This is a genomic window from Streptomyces sp. NPDC048566, assembly GCF_043199735.1.
GTDB lineage: Bacteria > Actinomycetota > Actinomycetes > Streptomycetales > Streptomycetaceae > Streptomyces.
In genome coordinates this window covers 669173-689399 of record NZ_JBICWL010000002.1, presented here as the reverse complement: position 1 = coordinate 689399, position 20227 = coordinate 669173, and the positions used below count along the sequence as shown (strand labels likewise).

Below are 20227 nucleotides of genomic sequence, written 5' to 3'. Positions count from 1 at the left end.
CCCGAAGGGCTTCATCGTTCGACTTGCATGTGTTAAGCACGCCGCCAGCGTTCGTCCTGAGCCAGGATCAAACTCTCCGTGAATGTTTTCCCGTAATCGGGACGACACCACGAGAGCGGAACCAGAGGGAGGAATAATCCCTCGGTTCACAGCGTCCTCGCTGTGCGCCTACCGGAACCAGGTCCGGCAGGACTTTTTCAAAGGAACCTCGTCCCGACCGAACGGCCGGAGACGGGGTATCAACATATCTGGCGTTGATTTTTGGCACGCTGTTGAGTTCTCAAGGAACGGACGCTTCCTTTGTACTCACCCTCTCGGGCTTTCCTCCGGGCAGTTTCCCTTCGGTCTTGCGTTTCCGACTCTATCAGACCGTTTCCGTATCCGATTTCCTCGGTGCTTTCCAGGTTCCCGCTTCCGCGTTTCCCTTTCCGGCGAGTCCGACTCTATCAGTGAATTTCCGTCTCTCCGACCACCGTCCCGCAGACATGCAGGACGAGACCCCGAGATAGGATCTGACAAGTTGGGTGCTGCCAGGCAACGACGCTTGGTGACGTCGCTCAGCCTCAAGCAGGGGTACGACTGTACATGGGGCCCGGGAGCGGGCGCAAATCGTTTCCCCCGTGCTCTACGGCCGCCAACCCGGTCCTCTCGTGCGGAACCGTCACTTCATATGACATACCCTGCTGAAACAGTGCGCCGTCCGGGATCAGCAGCGACGGCCCCTTTGAATCTCCACCCCTGGGAGGCTTCCCATGACCACCGTGACGTCCCCGCTCGCAGGACGCGCCATCGGACTCGCCGCCGTGCCGGACCCCGTGTTCTCCGGAGCCATGGTCGGCCCCGGAGCCGCGATCGATCCCGTGCGTGAGCCCTCGGAGGCAGTCGCCCCCGTCGACGGAGTGATCGTCTCGCTCCATCCGCACGCGTTCGTCGTCGTCGACGGCGAGGGCCACGGCGTCCTCACCCATCTGGGCATCGACACCGTGCAGCTGAACGGCGAGGGCTTCGAACTGCTCGTCAACAAGGGCGACACCGTGACCCGCGGCCAGGCCGTCGTCCGGTGGGACCCCGCCGCCGTGGAAGCGGCCGGCAAGTCCCCCGTGTGCCCGGTCGTGGCGCTGGAGGCCACGGCGGACTCCCTCTCCGGGGTCCGCGAGGACGGCGACGTGAAGGCCGGCGACGAACTCTTCGGCTGGCAGTGACTTCAACGCTGCCGTGGGCGGCACGTTCGACAACCAACGCGGCGGTGCGTTCTGCCGCTCTATCGGAGACGGGTGAGATGGAGACAACGCTGCGAGGCGTCGGTGTGAGCCACGGTGTGGCGATCGGCGAGGTTCGGCACATGGGCACGGCGGTCCTCGAACCGCCGGCCAAGCAGATCCCTGCGGAGGACGCGGAGCGCGAACAGGGGCGTGCCCGCAAGGCCGTGGAGGCTGTGGCCGCCGACCTGATGGCGCGCGGCAACCTGGCGGGGGGCGAAGCCCAGGCGGTCCTGGAGGCCCAGGCCCTGATGGCCCAGGACCCCGAGCTGATGGCCGATGTCGAACGCCGGGTCGGCGTCGGCAGCACGGCGGAGCGCGCGGTGTACGACGCGTTCGCCGCCTACCGGGACCTGCTCGCGGGCGCCGGCGACTACCTGGCGGGCCGCGTCGCCGACCTCGACGACGTGCGGAACCGTATCGTCGCGCGCCTGCTCGGCGTGCCGATGCCGGGTGTCCCGGACAGCGACGAGCCTTACGTCCTCATCGCGCGCGACCTCGCGCCGGCGGACACCGCGTTGCTCGACCCGACCCTCGTCCTCGGCTTCGTCACCGAGGAAGGGGGCCCGACCAGTCACAGCGCGATCCTGGCGCGGGCGCTCGGCGTTCCGGCCGTCGTGGCCCTTCCGGGCGCGGGCGAACTCGCCGAAGGCACCGTGGTGGCCGTGGACGGCAGCACCGGTGAGATCTTCGTGGAGCCGAGCGCCGAGAAGCGGGCCCGGCTGGAGTCGGCCGCCGCGGAGCGCCGGGCCGCCCTCTCCGCGTCGACCGGTCCCGGCGCCACCTCCGACGGGCACAAGGTGCCGCTGCTCGCGAACGTCGGAGGCCCCTCGGACGTGGCGGCGGCGGTGGAGGCCGGCGCCGAGGGCGTGGGGCTGTTCCGCACCGAGTTCCTCTTCCTCGACGACAGCCGGAACGCCCCGTCGGAGGAGAAGCAGGTCGAGGCGTACCGCCAGGTTTTGGAGGCGTTCCCGGACGCCCGCGTGGTGGTGCGCGTGCTCGACGCGGGTGCGGACAAGCCGCTGGAGTTCCTCACCCCGGCCGACGAGCCGAACCCCGCGCTGGGCGTTCGGGGTCTCCGTACGCTGCTGGACCACCCCGACGTGCTGCGGACGCAGCTCGCCGCGCTCGCGAAGGCCGCGGAGGGGCTGCCGGTCTATCTGGAGGTCATGGCGCCGATGGTCGCGGACCGCACGGACGCCAAGGCGTTCGCGGACGCGTGCCGGGCGGCCGGGCTCCGGGCCAAGGTCGGAGCGATGGTGGAGATCCCGTCCGCTGCGCTGCGGGCCCGCTCGGTTCTCCAGGAGGTGGAGTTCCTCTCGCTGGGCACGAACGACCTCGCCCAGTACACGTTCGCCGCCGACCGGCAGGTGGGCGCGGTCTCGCGGTTGCAGGACCCGTGGCAGCCGGCGCTGCTCGACCTCGTGGCCCTGTCGGCGGAGGCGGCCAAGGCCGAGGGCAAGAGCTGCGGCGTCTGCGGCGAGGCCGCGTCGGACCCGCTGCTGGCGTGCGTGCTGACCGGTCTCGGTGTCACCTCCCTGTCCATGGGCGCCGCGTCCATTCCGTATGTCCGGTCGACTCTGGCGAAGTACACGCTCGCCCAGTGCGAACGGGCCGCGGGCGCCGCGCGTGCCGCGGACACCGCCGAGGAGGCGCGGAAGGCGGCCGGGGCGGTGCTGAACGGCGCGTAGCGGTCGGGACGGACCGCGACGCACACGGTCGATCCGGCCCGGAGGGGCGTTCCATCGCGGGATGGAACGCCCCTCCGGCGTTCAGTGGGCGTGCCCCGTCCCGCTCCCCCGGTCGCCGAGGTCGGGCGGCGTGCAGTAGTCCACGCCCGATTCCGGGGCGACCAGGTCTCCGGACTCGGCGTCGGTGCAGTAGGCGTCGAACACCTCGGAGGCGGTGAGGGGGTCGAGGTCCTCGCCGCGGATCCGCCAGCCGTAGACGCGGTCGGTGGTTCCGGGGGCGGTGGTGCGCATGACCAGGCCGCCGGGGTTCCGGGTGGCGATGCCCAGGGCGAGCACCGTGGTGAATTCGAGGGCGTCGGCCTCGTCGAGGGGCATCGCCTCGACGGGGCGGCTCTCGGTGCGGAGGACGGCGATGAGGGTGTCGGGTGCCGCCGAGACACTGCACACGAGGTGGAGATCGCCGGGGCCGGCCGTGTCGACGACGCGGGTGAGCAGGTGGGCGGCCCGGACGAAGGCGGCGCGGCCGATGTCCTCGCCGCAGGTGGCGCAGGCGCCCATGCGGGCCAGGAGTGTGGTGGCGTACTCCCGGGTGGCCTGGCGTACGGCCTCGTCGACCAGGTGCGGGACGAGCTGTGCCAGGGGTTGTCCGTCGTAGGGGACGGTGGTCCCGGTGGCGGCGAGGTGGGCGGTGAAGCGGGTGCGGCTGGCCGGGGTGTCGGGCTCCAGTCCGCTCTCCGCGCAGAACTCGGCGTACTCGACGGGGTCGAAGAGGGCCACCGTGGTGTGGCTGCCCTGGGCCGCGCGGCTGCGCAGCAGGGATTCGACCTGCCGGAGATAGGTGGTGTGGTCGTCGAAGGCGAAGCTGCGGTAGCTCCGCATCGTCCGGAAGTCCTGTTCGTCGGTCAGCAGGCCGATGGTGCCCGCGATCTCGCGGCGCAGGACTCGTCGCGGGGTGTGGTGCCTGATGTCTGCCATGTCTCCCCCAGTGCGCAGTCGATCAATGGTCACTCACAGTAATCGTCGGCACTGACATCGCCCGGTCCGAGGGCTTCGCGCAGCGGGCACGCTGCCCGGGAGGCAGGTGGGGTGCGGGGTGGGGACAAGCTCGGGGCCCCCGTCTCGCCCGTCGCACGGGCCGGTCGGATCGCGCGGGCCGGGGGTGGCGGGGCGGGACGCGGGCCGGAGGGAAGCGGACGGCGACGGCCGGCCGGGGGCCGTCGCCGTCCGGCCCCGGGTTCCGCCCGCGTGTGCGGTGGAACCCGGGGCCTTGCGCGCCGTTCGGGTCAGCCGCGTTCGCGGGCCAGGTTCTCGTAGAAGCGGAGCAGTTCCACGTCGTCGACGGAACCGATGTTGACCGCCTTCTCCAGGGCCGCGCCCTGCAGCAGGCGCTTGACGGGGACCTCGATGCGTTTGCCGGTGAGGGTGTGGGGCACGCCGGGCACCTCGATGACCTCGTCGGGGACGTGACGAGGGGAGAGCTGCTCGCGAATGGTCCTCTTGATGCGGTCCAGGAGGTCCTGGTCGAGGACGGCTCCGGGGGCGAGGTGGACGAACAGCGGCATCCAGTAGCCGCCGTCGGGTTGCTCCACCCCGATGACGAGCGACTCCTTGATCTCGGGGAGCCGCTCGACGGCCTCGTAGATGTCGGCCGACCCCATGCGCACGCCCTGGCGGTTGAGGGTGGAGTCGGAGCGGCCGTGGATGACGACCGAGCCGCGTGAGGTGAGGGTGATCCAGTCGCCGTGCCGCCACACGCCGGGGTAGGTGTCGAAGTAGCTGTCGTGGTAGCGGCTGCCGTCGGGGTCGTTCCAGAAGCGGATCGGCATCGACGGCATCGGGTTGGTGACGACCAGTTCGCCGACCTCGTCGACGAGGGGCTTGCCGTCCGCGTCCCAGGACCGCAGGTCGGTGCCGAGGCAGGGGGCCTGGAGTTCGCCGATGTGAACGGGGAGCGTCGGAACGGCTCCGGCGAAGCACGAGCAGACGTCGGTGCCGCCGCTGACGGAGGCGATCCAGAGGTCGTCGCGGACCTCGTCGTGCAGCCAGCGGAAGCCGTCGGGCGGCAGGGGCGAGCCGGTGGTGGCGACGCAGCGCACGCGGGAGAGGTCGGCGTCGCGGGCGGGGTGTACCCCCGCCTTGCGGCAGGCCATGACGTACGCGGCGGAGGTGCCGAAGAGTGTGGCTCCGGTGCGCTCGGCGATCCGCCACTGGGCGCCCGTGTCCGGGTAGCCGGGGCTGCCGTCGTAGAGGACGATCGTGGTGCCCGTGAGCAGGCCGGAGACGAGGAAGTTCCACATCATCCAGCCGGTGGACGTGTACCAGAAGAAGCGGTCCCCTGGGCCGAGGTCGCAGTGCAGTCCCAGCTGCTTGAGGTGTTCGACGAGGATGCCGCCCTGGGACTGGACGATGGCCTTGGGCAGGCCCGTCGTGCCGGAGGAGTAGAGCACCCACAGGGGATGGTCGAAGGGGACCTCCTCGAAGACGGGCTCGACGTCGGCCGAGGTCAGCTCCGTCCAGTCCAGTGCGCCCTCGGGAGCCTCGGTGCCGAGCAGCGGGACGTGGACGACGGCCCGCAGGGTGGGCAGCTCACGGCGGAGTTCGGCGACCACGTCCCGGCGGTCGTGTTCCCTGCCGCCGTAGCGGTAGCCGTCGACGGTGAACAGTACGACGGGCTCCACCTGCTGGAACCGGTCGAGCACGCTGCGGGCTCCGAAGTCGGGGGCGCAGGAGGTCCAGACGCCGCCCACCGCCGCGGTGGCGAGGAGGGCCACGACGGCCTGGGGGATGTTCGGGAGGTAGCCGCTCACCCGGTCTCCGGGACGCACGCCCAGGGAGCGCAGTTCGGCGGCGAGCGAGCCGACCTGGCGGCGCAGCTCGGACCAGGTCACGGCCACGGTCTCGTGGGTCTCGTCGACGTGCAGGAGCGCGGGATCACCGGCCCGGGTCCCGGCGGCGCGCAGGGCGTGCTCCGCGTAGTTCACGGTCGCTCCGGGGAACCACTGCGCCCCGGGCATCGACCGGTCGCCGAGCACGCGGGTGAAGGGGGTCGGGAAGCGGACGTCGAACCACTCCGTGACGGCCTTCCAGAACGTGTCCAGGTGGTCCACGGACCACCGGTGCAGGGCCGGGTATCCGCCGGCGGCGGGCGCTCCGTGCTCTTCGGCGGCCCAGGCCTGGAACTTCGTGACCTGTGCCCGCGCCACGACCTCGGCGGTGGGCTGCCAGAGCGGTGAGGGGTTCGCGGTGGACATGGGGCGGCTCCCGGACTGTGCGCTTCGTGGGCGTCGGTCGCGCACGGGCAGGGGTGTGCGCGTCACGCGGCTGACAGGGACGATGCCATGTGATCGACTTCAGCACCAGGGCACGCCCCGTTCGGGCGGCGGCACGACGGGGTGGCGTCGTCTCGGGTGAACGGCAGTTGAACGGCACCCTCGGGTGGCGTCGGTGATGGCAGGGTGAGCGGCATGGACGGTCGTGACCTGGTGCGTTCGGTGAAGGCGGTCGGCTCGCGGGGCGCCGCGCGGGGGTTGCGGACGGTGCGGGCCGCGTGGCGCAGGGAGCGGGCCGACGCCGCGGGGCTGCCGCGGCGGGGAGCCGAGCGGGCGCGGGTTCCCGGACCCGTGCTCGGCGTGGAACCGGGGCCGGGGGGCGGAGTCGTCCGTTTCACGCGCTCCGAGCTGCGGGTGGCTGTCGCGGTGAGCGGCGCGGTGTTCTGGGGCTGGGACGGGGCGGCACCCGAGCCGTCGTACGCGCTCGCGGGCCGCTCCCCCGAGCCGGACCCGCGGGCCGTGCTGGAGCCGGACAAGGACGGCGGGTGGCGGGTCGTCGCCGAGCGCGTCACCGTCGTCGTGTCGCGGCACGGCGCGGTCGAGGTGCGCACGCCGGGCGGGGTGATCCTCCGGCGCGACCTGCCGCCGCGGTGGTGGGAGCCCGTCGGGGGCGGGGCGGCCCGGTGGATGCAGCGCTCCGAGGTGGCGGCCGACGCGCGGTTCTTCGGCCTGGGCGGGCGGACCGCGGGCCCCCGGTTGCGGGACGGCTCGTACCGGCTGTGGAACTCCGATCCGGGGCGGTTCCTCGGGCCGGGGGATGCTCCGTCCTCCGTCACGATGCCGGTCCAGCTGGTCGTGGCGGACGCGGGGACGCATCTGGTGTTCCACGACACCACGTGGGACGGCAGGGTGACCCTGCGCGAGGGTGAGGAGGGCGCGGGCTCCGGGCACGACCGGGGCGGCACGTCCGAGCTGCGGATGGACGGTGGTCCGCTGCGCTGCTGGGTGATGGCGGGCACCCCGGCGCGCGTGCTGGGCGCCTGGGCCTCGCTGACGGGTGCCGCCGCGCTGCCGCCGTCGTGGGCGCTGGGCCACCACCACGCCGGGTGGGGCGTTGTCGGTGAGCGGGAGGTGCGCCGGATCGTCGCGGGGCACCAGGAGCGGGGGCTTGCGCTGGACGCCGTGCACCTGGACGGCGACCACTTCGAGGGGCATCGCGGTTTCACGGTGGACCGGGAGCGTTTCCCGAAGCTGCCCCAACTGGCGGAGGACCTGCGCCGGGACGGGATCAGGCTCGTGTCGGTCGTCGAGGCGGCGGTCAAGGCGGAGCCGGGCGACCCGGTGTTCGACGGCGGTGCCGCGAAGGACGCGTTCGTCCGGGACGCCGCGGGACGGCTCGTGCGGGGGGTCGCCCGGCCGGGTGAGGCCGTCTTCCCGGACTTCACGTGCGCGCGTACGCGTGCGTGGTGGGGCGGGCTGTACGAGGAGAGGCTCCAGCAGGGGTTCGCCGGGTTCTGGCACGACATGAACGAGCCCACGACGTTCGCCGCCTTCGGGGAACCGACGCTGCCGAGATCCGCGCGGCACTGGCTGGAGGGGCGCGGCGGCGACCACCGCGAGGCGCACAACGTGTACGCGCTGGGCATGGCCCGGGCCGGCTGGGAGGGTGTCCGCGAGCACGTCCCCCGGGAGCGGCCCTTCCTTTTCTCCCGCTCGGGCTGGGCGGGCATGCAGCGCTACGGAGGGACCTGGTCCGGGGGTACGGCGACCGGCTGGCCGGGGCTGAGGGCGTCGCTGTCCCTGGTCCTGGGCATGGGGTTGTGCGGGGTGCCGTACGCGGGAGTCGACGTGGGCGGCGAGGGGGAGGCGTCGCCGGAACTCTTCCTGCGGTGGTTGCAGCTCGGCGCGCACCTGCCGCTGTTCCGTACGCGTGCGAGTCCGGGCGCGGGGCGCGGGGAGCCCTGGCAGTTCGGGGAGGAGGTGCTGGAGCACGCGCGCGGGGCGCTGGCCGAACGGCGCCGCTTGCTTCCGTACTTCGTGACCTTGGCGCATCTGGCGCGCCGCACGGGCGCGCCGTACGTCCGTCCGCTGTGGTGGGACGCGCCGGAGGACCGGGCGCTGCGCGACTGCGAGGACGCGTTCCTGCTCGGTGACTGCCTGCTGGTGGCTCCGGTGCTGGACCACGGGGCCGACCGGCGGGCGGTGCGGCTGCCGAGGGGGCGCTGGTACGACACGGCGACCGAGGAGGCGTACGAAGGGCCGGCGCACGTGCTCGTGGACGCCCCGCTGTCGCGGATTCCGGTGTTGGCGCGGGCCGGTGGCGTGGTTCCGGTGCGCGGCGCGGACGGCGGGACGGAATGGGAGGCGTGGGCTCCCGCGCGCGGGCGGAGCGGGAGCGGGCTGTTCGTGCCGGACGTGGGTGACGGGTGGGAGGAACCGGCGATTCAGCGTTTCGTCACCCGCTGGGAGGGGCGCGAAGTGGTGGTGCGCCGTGCCGACGGCGCGGGCGGTGGGAGCGGGCTCTCGTGTCCCGTGCGCGTCAGGGGACTCGGCGCAGGCTCAGGGGCAGGTCAGACGTAGCGTCCCTCGAACCATGCCCGGGCGGCCAGGGTGTGCAGCGGGAAGGCCAGTTCGGCCGGTCGGCGCAGGAGGTGCCAGCCGTCCGTCTCGTCGGTCACGGCGGAGGGCGGCAGGTCGGCCGCCGGGCGTTCCGGGAGGAGGCCGAAGAGCAGCAGATGGCCGGCCGGGGAGCTCATGGCGTCGGCGAGCCGGACGTCCCGGGCCGCCGCTTCGATGCCCGTCTCCTCCCCGAGTTCGCGCACCATGGCGTGCCGCCAGTCCTCCCCGTGGTCGATGAAGCCTCCCGGCAGGGCGACGCCTCCGCGCGCGGGCGGGATGGTCCGGGTGATGACGACCAGTGCGGCGCCCCGGTCGTCGTACGCGGGCTGCAGGGCCACGGCGACCGGCAACGGGTTGCGGTAGGCGACCGTGCCGCAGGCGGCGCAGGTGCGGGGCCATCCGGAGACGCCCTCTCCGTAGGGGGCACCGCAGCTCGAACAGTGCGAGCCGGACGGGAGGTCGGCGGGCGGGTGCGGGGTCGCGGACACGACGCGGACTGTAGCGGATCGACACCGCCGCGTCCTCGCTCCGGGCCGGCCGGCGGCCACACCGTGCCGCCGGGCCAGGAGTCCCGCGCGGCGGGCGGGCGGTTCCCGCCGGCGGCGTCCGCCCCGCCCGGGAGGTGCGGGGAGGCGGTCGGCGTCGTCACGGACGGTGCCACGACCGGCGGTCCGGCGACGCCCGCGCCGACCGCGCCGCGCGGGGCGTACGCGTCGTGCGGGGCGCGGATCTCGCAGGTGCTCCGTCCGGGCCGGGAGCGGGGCGAGGGGATGTGCGGGCCCGGCTGCCGGGTTCGGACGCGGGCCGCCCGCCCGTGAGGGGACCGGCGCGACCGCGGGGGCCCAAACGCCCCTCGAACCGCGGCGGTCCGCGGCCTTGACGCCTTCGGGGAGCCGGTGAACACTTCCGGATGTCCGTCGGCATGGCCGCATCCGAGCGGGTTCGGACGCCGCGCCGCTCGGTCCGCGCCCCGTACCCGGGGCCGACCTCCACCGGCGATTCCGCCATGACGGCACGCTCGTCACGGACGCCGGGCGGAGCGCGGGACCTCCCTGCCTTCGGCTGACGCAGCCATGGAACGCACCCTGATCGGTGGCCCGGAGCCGTTCGCCCCGGGCAGGGCCTAGGAGCCGCCATGCGCAAGGGGGGACATGCTCGCCGGCGGGCGGGTCGGTACCGCCGTCCCGTCCCCGTCCGGCGCCGGAGTCCGCTCCGCCGTCCCGCTCGGAACGTCCCGGGCGCCCAAGGAGCGGGCCGGCGCGTGACCGCGTTCGGACGGGCCTTCGGTGTGTCGGCCGGGGCGTACACCACGGCACCCGTGTCCGGCAGACGGATCAACCCGGCGGTGACCATCGGCCTCCTTCCCGGCGGCCCCACCGGATACGCCATCGACCCGGTGTCCGACCTGGGGCCGCGCCCGACCCCGGCTCCGCCGCCCCTGCCCGGCGAGGGCACCTCGGGAGGGAACCGCTCCCGGACTCCGGTCGTGGGCCCGATCGCCGGTGCCGCCATCGGCGCCGCGATCCACACCGCAGCCTTCCGACGCGCACGCAGCTCCTGACGACGCACACGTAAGGGGACGCCATGACGGACAACGCCGAGAAGTACGTCGCCGCAATCGACCAGGGCACCACCTCCAGTCGCTGCATCATCTTCGACCGGGGCGGCGCGATCGTCGCCGTCGACCAGCGGGAACACCGCCAGATCTTGCCGAAACCGGGCTGGGTGGAGCACGACGCCACCGAGATCTGGTCCAAGGTGCAGGCGGTGGTCGCCGGAGCGGTCGCCAAGGCAGGGCTCCGCCCGGACCAATTGAGCGCGCTCGGCATCACCAACCAGCGGGAGACGACCGTCCTGTGGGACCGCGCCACCGGAAAGCCCGTCCACAACGCGATCGTCTGGCAGGACACCCGAACCTCCGCGCTGTGCACGCAACTGGGCGGCGGCGACGGCCAGGACCGGTTCCGCGGAGCGACCGGACTGCCGCTGGCCAGCTACTTCTCCGGGCCCAAGGCGGCCTGGCTGCTGGAGAACGTGCCCGGACTGCGCGGCCGTGCCGAGCGCGGCGAGATCGCCTTCGGCACGATCGACTCGTGGCTGATCTGGAACCTGACCGGGGGCACGGAGGGCGGACGGCACGTCACCGACGTGACGAACGCGGGCCGCACCATGCTGATGAACCTGGAGACGCTCCAGTGGGACGCCTCGATCCTCTCCGCGATGAACATCCCCGAGGCGATGCTCCCGGAGATCAGGTCCTCCGCGGAGGTGTACGGCAGCGCCGTCGGCCGGCTCGCCGGCGTACCGGTGGCCTCGGCGCTCGGCGACCAGCAGGCCGCCGTCTTCGGCCAGGCCTGCTACGACGTGGGGACGGCCAAGAACACCTACGGCACGGGCAGCTTCCTGCTGCTCAACACCGGCGGCCGGCCCGTCCCCTCGAAGAACGGCCTGCTGACGACCATGGGGTACAAGATCGGCTCGGAGGCGCCCGTCTACTGCCTGGAGGGGTCGATCGCCATCACGGGGGCGCTGGTCCAGTGGTTCCGCGACCAGCTCGGCATCATCCGGCACGCCGACGAGATCGAAACCCTGGCGGCGAGCGTGGAGGACAACGGCGGCGCCTACATCGTGCCCGCCTTCTCGGGTCTGTTCGCCCCCTATTGGCGCTCGGACGCGCGCGGCGTGGTCACCGGCCTGACGCGCTACGTCACGAAGGCCCATCTGGCGCGGGCGGTGCTGGAGGCGACCGGCTGGCAGACCCGCGAGGTCGTGGACGCGATGTACCAGGACTCCGGAGTGCCGATCACGGCGCTGAAGGTGGACGGCGGCATGACCGCGAACCGGCTGCTGATGCAGCACCAGGCGGACGTCCTCGGGGTACCCGTGATCCGCCCGAAGGTGTCCGAGACGACCTGCCTGGGAGCCGCGTACGCGGCCGGGCTGGCCACCGGCGTGTGGGGGGACCTCGACGAACTGAGGTCGCACTGGCGCAAGGACGTCGAGTGGACACCGTCCATGGAGTCCTCGGTGCGCGAGCGTGAGTACCGGAACTGGCGCAGGGCGGTGGAGAAGAGCTTCGGCTGGCACGACGACGCGATCGGCTAGGAGCGGCCGCCGGGACACCGGTGCGGAACAGGGCTCCACGCGTGCGTAATCCCCCGCGGGGGGCTCCGCGCGCGGGCACGACGGCGGCCCGTACCCCTGTCGGCGGGGGTACGGGCCGCGCCGGCCGCCGTGGCTCCGTCAGGTGGTGACGGGCTCGCGGTGGCCGGCCGTGCGGGCCATCGCGTGCTGGACGACGCGGATGAGCACTTCCTTGACCGTCTCGCGGTCCCGCGCGTCGCAGAGCACCACGGGGACGCCCGGGTCGAGTTCGAGGGCCTGCCGGACGGCGTCGGCCGGGTAACGGGCCGCGCCGTCGAAGCAGTTGACCCCCACCACGAAGGGTATGGAGCGCCGCTCGAAGTAGTCGACGGCGGCGAAGCAGTCCTCCAGGCGGCGTGTGTCGGCCAGGACGACGGCTCCGAGCGCGCCGGTGGCCAGCTCGTCCCACAGGAACCAGAAGCGGTCCTGCCCGGGCGTGCCGAACAGGTAGAGGACGAGGTCCTCGCGCAGCGTGATGCGGCCGAAGTCCATCGCGACGGTGGTGGTTTGCTTGCCCTCCACCCCGCTGGTGTCGTCGACCGGCCGGCCCGCCTCGGTGAGGACCTCCTCCGTGCGCAGCGGCCTGATCTCGCTGACCGCGCCGACGAGGGTCGTCTTGCCGACGCCGAAGCCGCCGGCCACGAGGATCTTGAGCGTGACGGGCTCGACCGGGGGCTTGCCGCGCTCAGTACGCCCGAAGATCATCCTTCTCTTCTCCTGCTCGGTGGTGGTCGCGCGGCGGAGTTCCGTAGCCTCCGCCGCCGGGGGTCTCTACGACGAGGACGTCGTCCGGGCCGACGTCCGCCGAACCGCTTCCGCCCAGGTCGGTGACGGTTCCGTCGGCGTGTTCGACGCGGTTGGCGCCGCGTGCGCCCGGCTCACCGCCGGCCATGCCGTAGGGCGGGACCCTGCGGTGCTGGGAGAGCGTCGAGACCGTCATCCGCTCCCGGAAGCGGATGCGGCGGACCGCGCCGTCGCCGCCCGGCCACCGCCCCGCCCCGCCGCTCCCGTGCCGGATCTCGAACGCGTCGAGCAGGACGGGCAGCCGCCACTCCAGGACCTCGGGGTCGGTGAGCCGTGAGTTGGTCATGTGGGTCTGGACGACGGAGGCGCCGGGAAAGCCGTCGCCGGCGCCGGAGCCGGAGGCCACGGTCTCGTAGTACTGGTGACGTTCGTTGCCGAAGGTGACGTTGTTCATCGTGCCCGACCCCTCGGCCTGCACGCCGAGGGCCGCGTACAGCGCGCCGGTGATGGCCTGGGAGGTCTCCACGTTGCCCGCCACGACCGCGGCCGGGGGCCGGGGGGAGAGCATCGACCGGGGCGGCACCACGATGCGCAGCGGGCGCAGGCATCCGTCGTTGAGCGGGATGTCGTCGTCCACGAGCGTGCGGAACACGTACAGGACGGCGGCGTTGACCACGGCGAACGGGGCGTTGAAGTTCGTGTCCAGTTGTGCCGACGTGCCGGTGAAGTCGATGGTGGCGGAGCGGTCCGCGCGATCCACGGCAACCCGGACGCGGATGACCGCCCCGGAGTCCGTCTCGTAGGCGAACGCGCCGTCCCGCAGGGTGTCGACGACGCGTCGCACGGCCTCCTCGGCGTTGTCCTGGACGTGTTTCATGTACGCCTGGACGACGTCGAGTCCGAAGTCCTCGATCATCCGGCCGACCTCGTCGACGCCCTTGCGGTTGGCGGCGATCTGGGCGCGCAGGTCGGCGAGGTTCGTCTCCGGGTTGCGCGAGGGGTACGGCGGGGCGGTGAGCAGGTCCCGTGTCTCCGCCTCGCGGAAACGACCGTCCTCGGCGAGGAGCCAGTTGTCGAACAGCACGCCCTCCTCGTCGATGGCGCGGCTGGCCGCCGGCATCGATCCGGGGGCGATACCGCCGATCTCGGCGTGGTGACCGCGCGAGGCGACGAGGAACAGGACGTGCTCACCGCCGGCGTCGAACACCGGGGTGATGACGGTGACGTCGGGGAGATGGGTGCCGCCGTGGTACGGGTCGTTCACGGCGTACGTGTCGCCCGGCCGCATGCCGGCGCCGCGCCGGCGGAGGACCTCCTGAACGCTGGTGCCCATCGATCCCAGGTGGACCGGGATGTGGGGGGCGTTGGCGACGAGCCGGCCGTCCGCGTCGAAGAGGGCGCAGGAGAAGTCCAGGCGTTCCTTGATGTTGACGGACTGGGCGGTGGACTCCAGGCGGGCGCCCATCTGTTCCGCGATGGACATGAACAGGTTGTTGAACACTTCGAGCAGTACGGGGTCCGCTTCCGTGCCCGCGTCGGAACTCTCCGTGACCGCCGCCCGTTCCAGGATCAGATGTCCGTGGTCGGTGGTCGCGGCGCTCCAGCCGTCGTCGACGACGGTTGTCGAGCCTGCCTCGGTGATGATCGCCGGTCCGGTCACGCGCTGGCCGGGCGGGAGCCGGTCGCGCCGGTGCAGGGGCACCTCGCGCCAGGCGCCTCCCGTGTGGAGGCCGACGGTGACGGGGCCGGGGGCTGCGGCCGGGGGTGCGGGTTCGCCGGCGGCGAGGGCGGAGAGATCGGGGGGTTCGGTGAGACCGGTGGCTTCCACGGAGAGGGCTTCGACGACGACCGGGCGGTCGAGGACGAAGGAGTAGGTGGCGCGGTGGAGTTGCTCGAAGGCGTCGGCCATCGCGTCGGCGTCGGTGAGTTCGACGGTGAGGGCGGTGTCGGTCCCGTCGTAGCGCAGCTGGGCGCGGCGGGTGATCCGGATGCGGTCCTCGGGGACGTCCTCGGCGAGGAGTTCGGCGCGGGCTGCGCTCTCCAGGTCGTCGGCCGTCCGGTGGACGGCGGGCATCGAGGAGGCGTCCAGGGGTGTCTCGACGGACTGTTCCCGCATGGCGGTGGTGTCGGCGAGTCCGATGCCGAGGGCGGAGAGAAGGCCGGCCAGCGGAGGGACGAGGACGGTGCGGATGCCCAGGGAGTCGGCCACCCTGCACGCGTGCTGGCCGCCGGCGCCCCCGAAGGTGGTCAGCGCGTAGCGGGTGACGTCGTGGCCCTTCTGCACGGAGATCCGCTTCACGGCGTTGGCGATGTTGGCGACGGCGATCCGGAGGAAGCCCTCGGCCACCTGTTCCGGGGTGCGGTCGTCGCCGGTCGCCTCGCGGATGTCCCGGGCGAGGCCGGCGAACCGGTCGCGGACGACGGCCTGGTCCAGGGGCTGGTCTCCGCGGGGCCCGAACACCGCCGGGAAGTGGCCGGGCTGGATGCGTCCGAGGGCGAGGTTGGCGTCGGTCACGGTCAGCGGGCCGCCGTTGCGGTAGCAGGCGGGGCCCGGGTCGGCGCCGGCGGAGTCCGGGCCCACGCGGTAGCGGGAGCCGTCGAAGTGGAGCAGGGAGCCCCCGCCGGCGGCCACGGTGTGGATGTCGAGCATCGGAGCGCGCAGCCGGACCCCGGCGATCCGGGTGGTGAAGACGCGTTCGTAGGCCCCGGCGAAGTGAGAGACGTCCGTGGAGGTGCCGCCCATGTCGAATCCGATGACGCGGTCGAAGCCGGCGAGCTGCGACATCCGCGCCATGCCGACGATGCCGCCGGCCGGCCCGGACAGGACGGCGTCCTTGCCGCGGAACTGGCCGGCTTCGGCGAGTCCGCCGTTGGACTGCATGAACATCAGCCGCACGTCCCGAAGTTCGTCCGCGACGTGTCGGACGTAGCGCCGCAGCACGGGCGAGAGGTAGGCGTCGACCACGGCCGTGTCGCCGCGCGGCACGAGTTTCATCAGCGGGCTGACCTCGCTGGAGAGCGAGATCTGCGGGAAGCCGATCCGGGCCGCGAGCGCGCCGACGGCCGCTTCGTGGGCGGGATGGAGGTGGCTGTGCATGCACACGACGGCGACGGCACGGAACCCGTCGGCCCAGGCCTGCCGGAGGGGGCCTTCGAGCGCGTCCAGGTCGGGGGCGCGCAGGACGGTCCCGTCGGCGGCGATCCGTTCGTCGACCTCGACGACCCGTTCGTGGAGCGGTTCGGGAAGGTCGATGGCGCGCGCGAAGATGCGGGGACGGCTCTGGTAGGCGATGCGCAGGGCGTCGCCGAATCCGCGGGTCGTGACGAGCAGCGTGCGCTCGCCCTTGCGTTCGAGCAGCGCGTTGGTGGCGACGGTGGTGCCCATCCGGACGGAGTCGACGAGAGCGCCGAGGTCCTCGGCGTCGCCGAGGAGTTCGTGAACCCCCGCCACGGCGGCGTCGGCGTAGTGCGACGGGTTGTCGGACAGGAGTTTGTGCGTGAGCAGACGGCCGTCCGGGCGGCGGGCGACGATGTCGGTGAAGGTTCCGCCCCGGTCGACCCAGAACTGCCAGCCTGTCACGTCCGTTCCCCGCTTCCGCCCGGCTCAGAGCGCCCGGAGGCCGCTGATCACGTCGCGCAGAATACTCTCGTCCGGCAGCTCGGCAGGGGGTACGGGCCGTGTCACGCGCACCATGTCGTCGGCGACGAGATCGCCGACGAGCACCCTCACCACGCCGATCGGCAGATCGAGTTCCGCGGCGAGTTCGGCCACGGACTGCGGCGCGTCGCGGCACAGTCCGACGATGTCCACGTGCTCGGGGGACAGCGAGTGGTCCGCCTCGGGATCGTCGGCGTGCCGCTCGGCGACCACCACCGCGATCAGGTCGAGGCGGTGCTGGGCCGCGCTGGTGGTGCGCCCGCGGGTCATCGCGTAGGGGCGGACCACCGGTCCGGCTTCGTCGTCGAACCAGTGGCGTGGGTCCTGGCCGTTTCCCTGACCGTCTGCGCTCATGTCATCCCACTACCCACCGGCGGGCGGATCGGTGCGCGGGGCGGCGGCCAGATGCGCGCCGACCCGCTTCACGAGGAGCGTCATCTCGTACGCGACCTGGCCCACGTCGGAGTCGGCGTCGGCGAGGACGGCGAGACAGCTGCCGTCTCCCGCGGCGGTGACGAAGAGGAACGCCTCGTCGAGCTCGACGACGGTCTGCCGGACGCTGCCCGCCTCGAAATGCCGGCCCACGCCCTTGGCGAGGCTGTGGAACCCGGAGGCGACGGCCGCCAGATGTTCGCTGTCCTCCCGGGTGAGGTCCTTGGACACGCCGGTGGGAAGGCCGTCGCCGGAGAGGACGATCGCCTTGCGGATGCTGGCGACGCGGTCCACGAGTTCGTCGAGCAGCCAGTTGAGATCCGCGGACCGGGTTGCGGTGGCGGTGTGTTCTGCGGCCTTCGGTGCGGTCATCGACCGTCCCCCTTTGTCGTTCGTCGTGCTGAGCAGTCCTGGGCCTGGTCGCCCTCGGCGTTCTCCTCGCGGCCTCGCTGCCAGCCGCGCTGGAGAGAGGCCATCCGGCTGCGTACCTCGTCGGCGTCCCGATCGGCGGGGCCGGTGCCCGTGTCGCCCTGGTCGGTGCCGCGTTCGGTTCGTCGTGCCGGTCCGTCCTTGAGCTGCGGTGCCAGGCTGGCCTGCCGGACCCGCTTGGGCAACGGAGCCGACGGCGCGGCCGGCTCTCCCGTCCGCGCCTCGGCGGGCGGGAGTGTGTCGTCGGCGCCGGCGGGCGCCGGCGCGCCCCGCCGGCGCCGGGGCAGGGCGGGGGCGTCGCCGAGGGACACCGCGCCCTCCGGTCCGAGGAGGTCGCGGGAGCCGGTGGCCGCGCGCGGACCGGCGGCGTCCGGGTGGTCGTCGGCCCGCCGGGGCGTGCCGGTGGCCGGTTCGCCGCGTCGACGCGGCAGCGGCCTGCCCGCGCCTGTCTCGGCGGGCCGGCGCCGGGGCCCCTCCGCCCCCTCCGCGCCGCCGTCACCGGAAGGTGCGCCCCGGCCGCGCACCGGCTCCAGGCGCGCGGGCGGTCCGCTCTCCTCGGCCCTGCCGTCCGCCGCCGCGCCGCGCCGCGATCGGGCCGGGGCGACGGGACGGCCGTGGGAGCTGACGAGCTTGGGCGTCCGGCGCCGCGGGAGCGGCACCGGACCGCCGGCGTCGCCCTCGGAGCGGGCGGGTTCGTCGCTGCCGTCCGGGGCCTGCCGGTGGTGCTCGGGGGGCACCGCGCCGACGGTGCCGCGGGCGCGGAACAGGCCGCCCTGTTCGCTGTCGTCGTCGCCGAGCGCGCCGGGGAACCCTGCGATCGCGTCCAGCTCCAGAGGGGCCTCGAGTTCCACGGGACCGTCCAGGACGGACGCGGGCAGCCCGGGCAGCCGGGCCGGCGTCCGGGTGAGCGAGGCCGGCCCGCCCTCGGTCGCGTCGCTCTCCCGGGCGGGCAGGACGCGGTCCAGCCGGAAGCCGATGCCGTTGGTGTCCGGCACGTCGTCGGAGAGCAGGGTGTCCGGGATGAGGACGACGGCGGTGGTCCCGCCGTACGGGGAGGGCTGCAGCGAAACGCGGACGTTCTGCCGCTGGGCGAGCCGGCTCACCACGAACAGGCCGAGCCGGTCGGTGTCGGAGAGCTCGAACTCGGGTGTCTCGGCGAGTCGCAGATTCGCGTCGAGCAGTGCTTCGGCGGCCATGCCGAGCCCGCGGTCGTGGATCTCCAGGGTGAAGCCGTTGGCGACGCGTTCACCGACCACCTGGACGGCCGTGTGGGGCGGCGAGAACACCGTCGCGTTCTCCAGCAGTTCCGCGACGAGGTGGGTGAGGTCGGCGACGGCGGGTCCGGTGACGGCGACCCGCGGCAGCCGGCGCACCTCGATGCGCTCGTAGTCCTCCACCTCGGAGACGGCGGCCCGCACGATGTCCATGAGCTGCACCGGCTTGCGCCACTGCCGCGACGGCGCCGCGCCGGACAGGATGACCAGACCCTCGGCGTGCCGCCGCATCCGGGTGGTCAGGTGGTCCAGGCGGAACAGGTCGGCGAGTTCGTCGGTGTCCTCGGTCCTGCGTTCCATGGTGTCGAGCAGGGTGAGCTGCTTGTGCAGGAGCACCTGGCTGCGGCGGGCGAGGTTCACGAAGACCTCGGAGACGCCCTCGCGCAGTTCGGACTGCTTGACCGCCGCCTCGACGGCGGCGCGCTGCAGGGTGTTGAGGGCCTGGCCGACCTCGCCGATCTCGTTGCGGTCGTACTCCAGGCGCGGCACCTCGGTCTCGACGTCGACCTGTTCGCCGGCCGACAGGCGGCGCATGACGCTGGGCAGCCGGACGCCGGACGCCTCATGGGCCTCCAGGCGCAGCCGGCGGAGGTCGCGGATGAGACTGCGGCCGACACGCACCGACAGGACGAGGGAGACGAGCACGGCGATGAGACCGATGACGCCGGCGACGACCGCCTTGACGATGACGCCCATGGCGACGGGCCTGACGCGGTCCTGATAGCGGTCGCCGGCCCGGTCGTCGAGCGTTCCCAGGTCGTCGAGCACGTGGCCGGCGGCGCTGTCCCAGCTCTGGGCGGTGACACCGCGCGGTGTGCCGGGAGCGGAGGTGACGACCGCCTCCTCGGCCACCCGCAGCGGGGCGGCGTCGGCGTTGCTCCAGTAGCGCTCGTAGCGTTCGCGCTCCGCGGACGGCAGCAGCGGGAGGCTGATGTCGTAGAGCAGCGTGCGCTGGGCGATGAGATCGGAGATGTCCCGCAGTTCGTCGCGGGTGGTGCGGCCGGCGACCAGTGCGGAGCCGAGCAGGGCGTCCTCCCGCGAGAGGAGTTCGCGCGCGCGGGCCACGTTGACCAGGGCCCGGCCCTCCTTGTCGACCTCCGCGTCGTCCACGACGTGGAGGTTGGCCATGAGGACGTAGCAGGGGTCGATCAGCCGGTTGTACAGATCGAGGGCCTGGGACCGGTCGACGGTGCCCTCCTCGACGCTGCGACGCAGTGCGTCGATCCCGTCGACAGCGTCGAGGACGGCGGCGAGGCGCTCGGAGGTACCCGCGGTCATCTTCCCGCGCACGTTCTCGTCGCGGGAGTTGGCGCGGACCCTCGTCACGATCCGGTCGGTCTCGGCGCGTGTCCGCCTGAGGTCGCCGAGCCCGTCGGAGGCGCGGGGGTCGGCGAGATAGACCAGGGTCTGCCGGCGTTCCTGCTGAAGCACCCGCACGGTGTCCTCGACCGGGTAACCGACCTTCTTCACCACGTCGGAGACGCTGAACAACTGCTCGGCCTCGCGTCCGGTGAGGACGGTGGCGAACGCCCAGATCGCGGTCAGGGACACCAGGGGCACGAGGAGCAGCGCCACGATCTTCCTGCGGATGGACTTCCCGCGAAAGCGCATGGCCTCCCCCAGCTCGGCCCCTCGGGTTCGGGGGCACACCTGTGCGTCAACAAACGGCGTGAGCCTACTACCGACACACAGGTAACTCGAAGGCCCG

The 20227-nt window shown here is 72.9% G+C and carries 13 protein-coding genes and 1 rRNA gene; 5 read left to right on the top strand and 9 right to left on the bottom strand.

Going from position 1 to position 20227, the window contains the following annotated elements; genetic code table 11:
- A 16S ribosomal RNA gene (locus ACGFS9_RS06905) occupies positions 1-83 on the bottom strand; the annotation flags it as partial.
- Positions 84-752: 669 nt separating this feature from the next.
- On the opposite strand from ACGFS9_RS06905, the gene ACGFS9_RS06900 reads away from it, so the two are divergent.
- Entirely contained in the window at positions 753-1202 is a 450-nt protein-coding gene (locus ACGFS9_RS06900) for a PTS glucose transporter subunit IIA (RefSeq protein ID WP_393251251.1), read from the top strand.
- A gap of 77 nt (positions 1203-1279) precedes the next feature.
- A complete protein-coding gene (ptsP, locus tag ACGFS9_RS06895) occupies positions 1280-2950 on the top strand; it encodes a phosphoenolpyruvate--protein phosphotransferase (protein WP_393251250.1) in 1671 nt (556 codons plus the stop codon).
- 81 nt (positions 2951-3031) lie between these two features.
- Here ptsP and ACGFS9_RS06890 read toward each other — a convergent pair whose 3' ends face one another.
- Together ACGFS9_RS06890 and ACGFS9_RS06885 are read right to left on the bottom strand one after the other, a co-directional pair.
- Positions 3032-3925 carry a hypothetical protein gene (locus tag ACGFS9_RS06890; RefSeq protein ID WP_393251249.1) on the bottom strand — a complete coding sequence of 298 codons (894 nt, stop codon included), beginning with the start codon at positions 3923-3925 and terminating at the stop codon, positions 3032-3034.
- Positions 3926-4233: 308 nt separating this feature from the next.
- Positions 4234-6201, bottom strand: a complete 1968-nt coding sequence (locus ACGFS9_RS06885; RefSeq protein ID WP_393251248.1) for an acetoacetate--CoA ligase — start codon at positions 6199-6201, stop codon at positions 4234-4236.
- A gap of 213 nt (positions 6202-6414) precedes the next feature.
- Here ACGFS9_RS06885 and ACGFS9_RS06880 point away from each other — a divergent pair, with 213 nt between their 5' ends.
- Positions 6415-8799 (top strand): glycoside hydrolase family 31 protein, encoded by a 2385-nt coding sequence (locus ACGFS9_RS06880; protein WP_393251247.1) that lies wholly within the window; start codon positions 6415-6417, stop codon positions 8797-8799.
- Here the strand turns inward: ACGFS9_RS06880 and ACGFS9_RS06875 are convergent.
- A complete protein-coding gene (locus tag ACGFS9_RS06875) occupies positions 8790-9326 on the bottom strand; it encodes an NUDIX domain-containing protein (protein ID WP_393251246.1) in 537 nt (178 codons plus the stop codon). The genes ACGFS9_RS06880 and ACGFS9_RS06875 overlap by 10 nt on opposite strands.
- Before the next feature lie 773 nt (positions 9327-10099).
- Here ACGFS9_RS06875 and ACGFS9_RS06870 point away from each other — a divergent pair.
- Both ACGFS9_RS06870 and glpK read left to right on the top strand, forming a co-directional pair.
- On the top strand, positions 10100-10399 hold the full coding sequence (locus ACGFS9_RS06870; protein WP_393251245.1) for a hypothetical protein: 300 nt from the start codon (positions 10100-10102) through the stop codon (positions 10397-10399).
- A gap of 23 nt (positions 10400-10422) precedes the next feature.
- A complete protein-coding gene (gene glpK / locus ACGFS9_RS06865) occupies positions 10423-11943 on the top strand; it encodes a glycerol kinase GlpK (protein WP_393251244.1) in 1521 nt (506 codons plus the stop codon).
- A 138-nt stretch (positions 11944-12081) separates the two neighbouring features.
- On the opposite strand, the gene ACGFS9_RS06860 is transcribed toward glpK, so the two are convergent.
- From ACGFS9_RS06860 to ACGFS9_RS06840, 5 genes are read right to left on the bottom strand one after another with little or no spacing between them, the layout of a single operon-like run.
- A complete protein-coding gene (locus ACGFS9_RS06860) occupies positions 12082-12687 on the bottom strand; it encodes an ATP/GTP-binding protein (RefSeq protein ID WP_393251243.1) in 606 nt (201 codons plus the stop codon).
- Positions 12668-16306, bottom strand: coding sequence for a hydantoinase B/oxoprolinase family protein (locus ACGFS9_RS06855; RefSeq protein WP_393251242.1), 3639 nt, complete (start codon positions 16304-16306; stop codon positions 12668-12670). Before ACGFS9_RS06855 ends, ACGFS9_RS06860 begins: the two co-directional genes overlap by 20 nt.
- A gap of 24 nt (positions 16307-16330) precedes the next feature.
- A complete protein-coding gene (locus ACGFS9_RS06850) occupies positions 16331-16738 on the bottom strand; it encodes a DUF742 domain-containing protein (protein WP_393251241.1) in 408 nt (135 codons plus the stop codon).
- 9 nt (positions 16739-16747) lie between these two features.
- Positions 16748-17188, bottom strand: a complete 441-nt coding sequence (locus ACGFS9_RS06845) for a roadblock/LC7 domain-containing protein (protein WP_393251240.1) — start codon at positions 17186-17188, stop codon at positions 16748-16750.
- A complete protein-coding gene (locus ACGFS9_RS06840; protein ID WP_393251239.1) occupies positions 17185-20130 on the bottom strand; it encodes a nitrate- and nitrite sensing domain-containing protein in 2946 nt (981 codons plus the stop codon). The genes ACGFS9_RS06845 and ACGFS9_RS06840 overlap by 4 nt, the downstream gene beginning before the upstream one ends.
- Positions 20131-20227 lie beyond the last annotated feature (97 nt).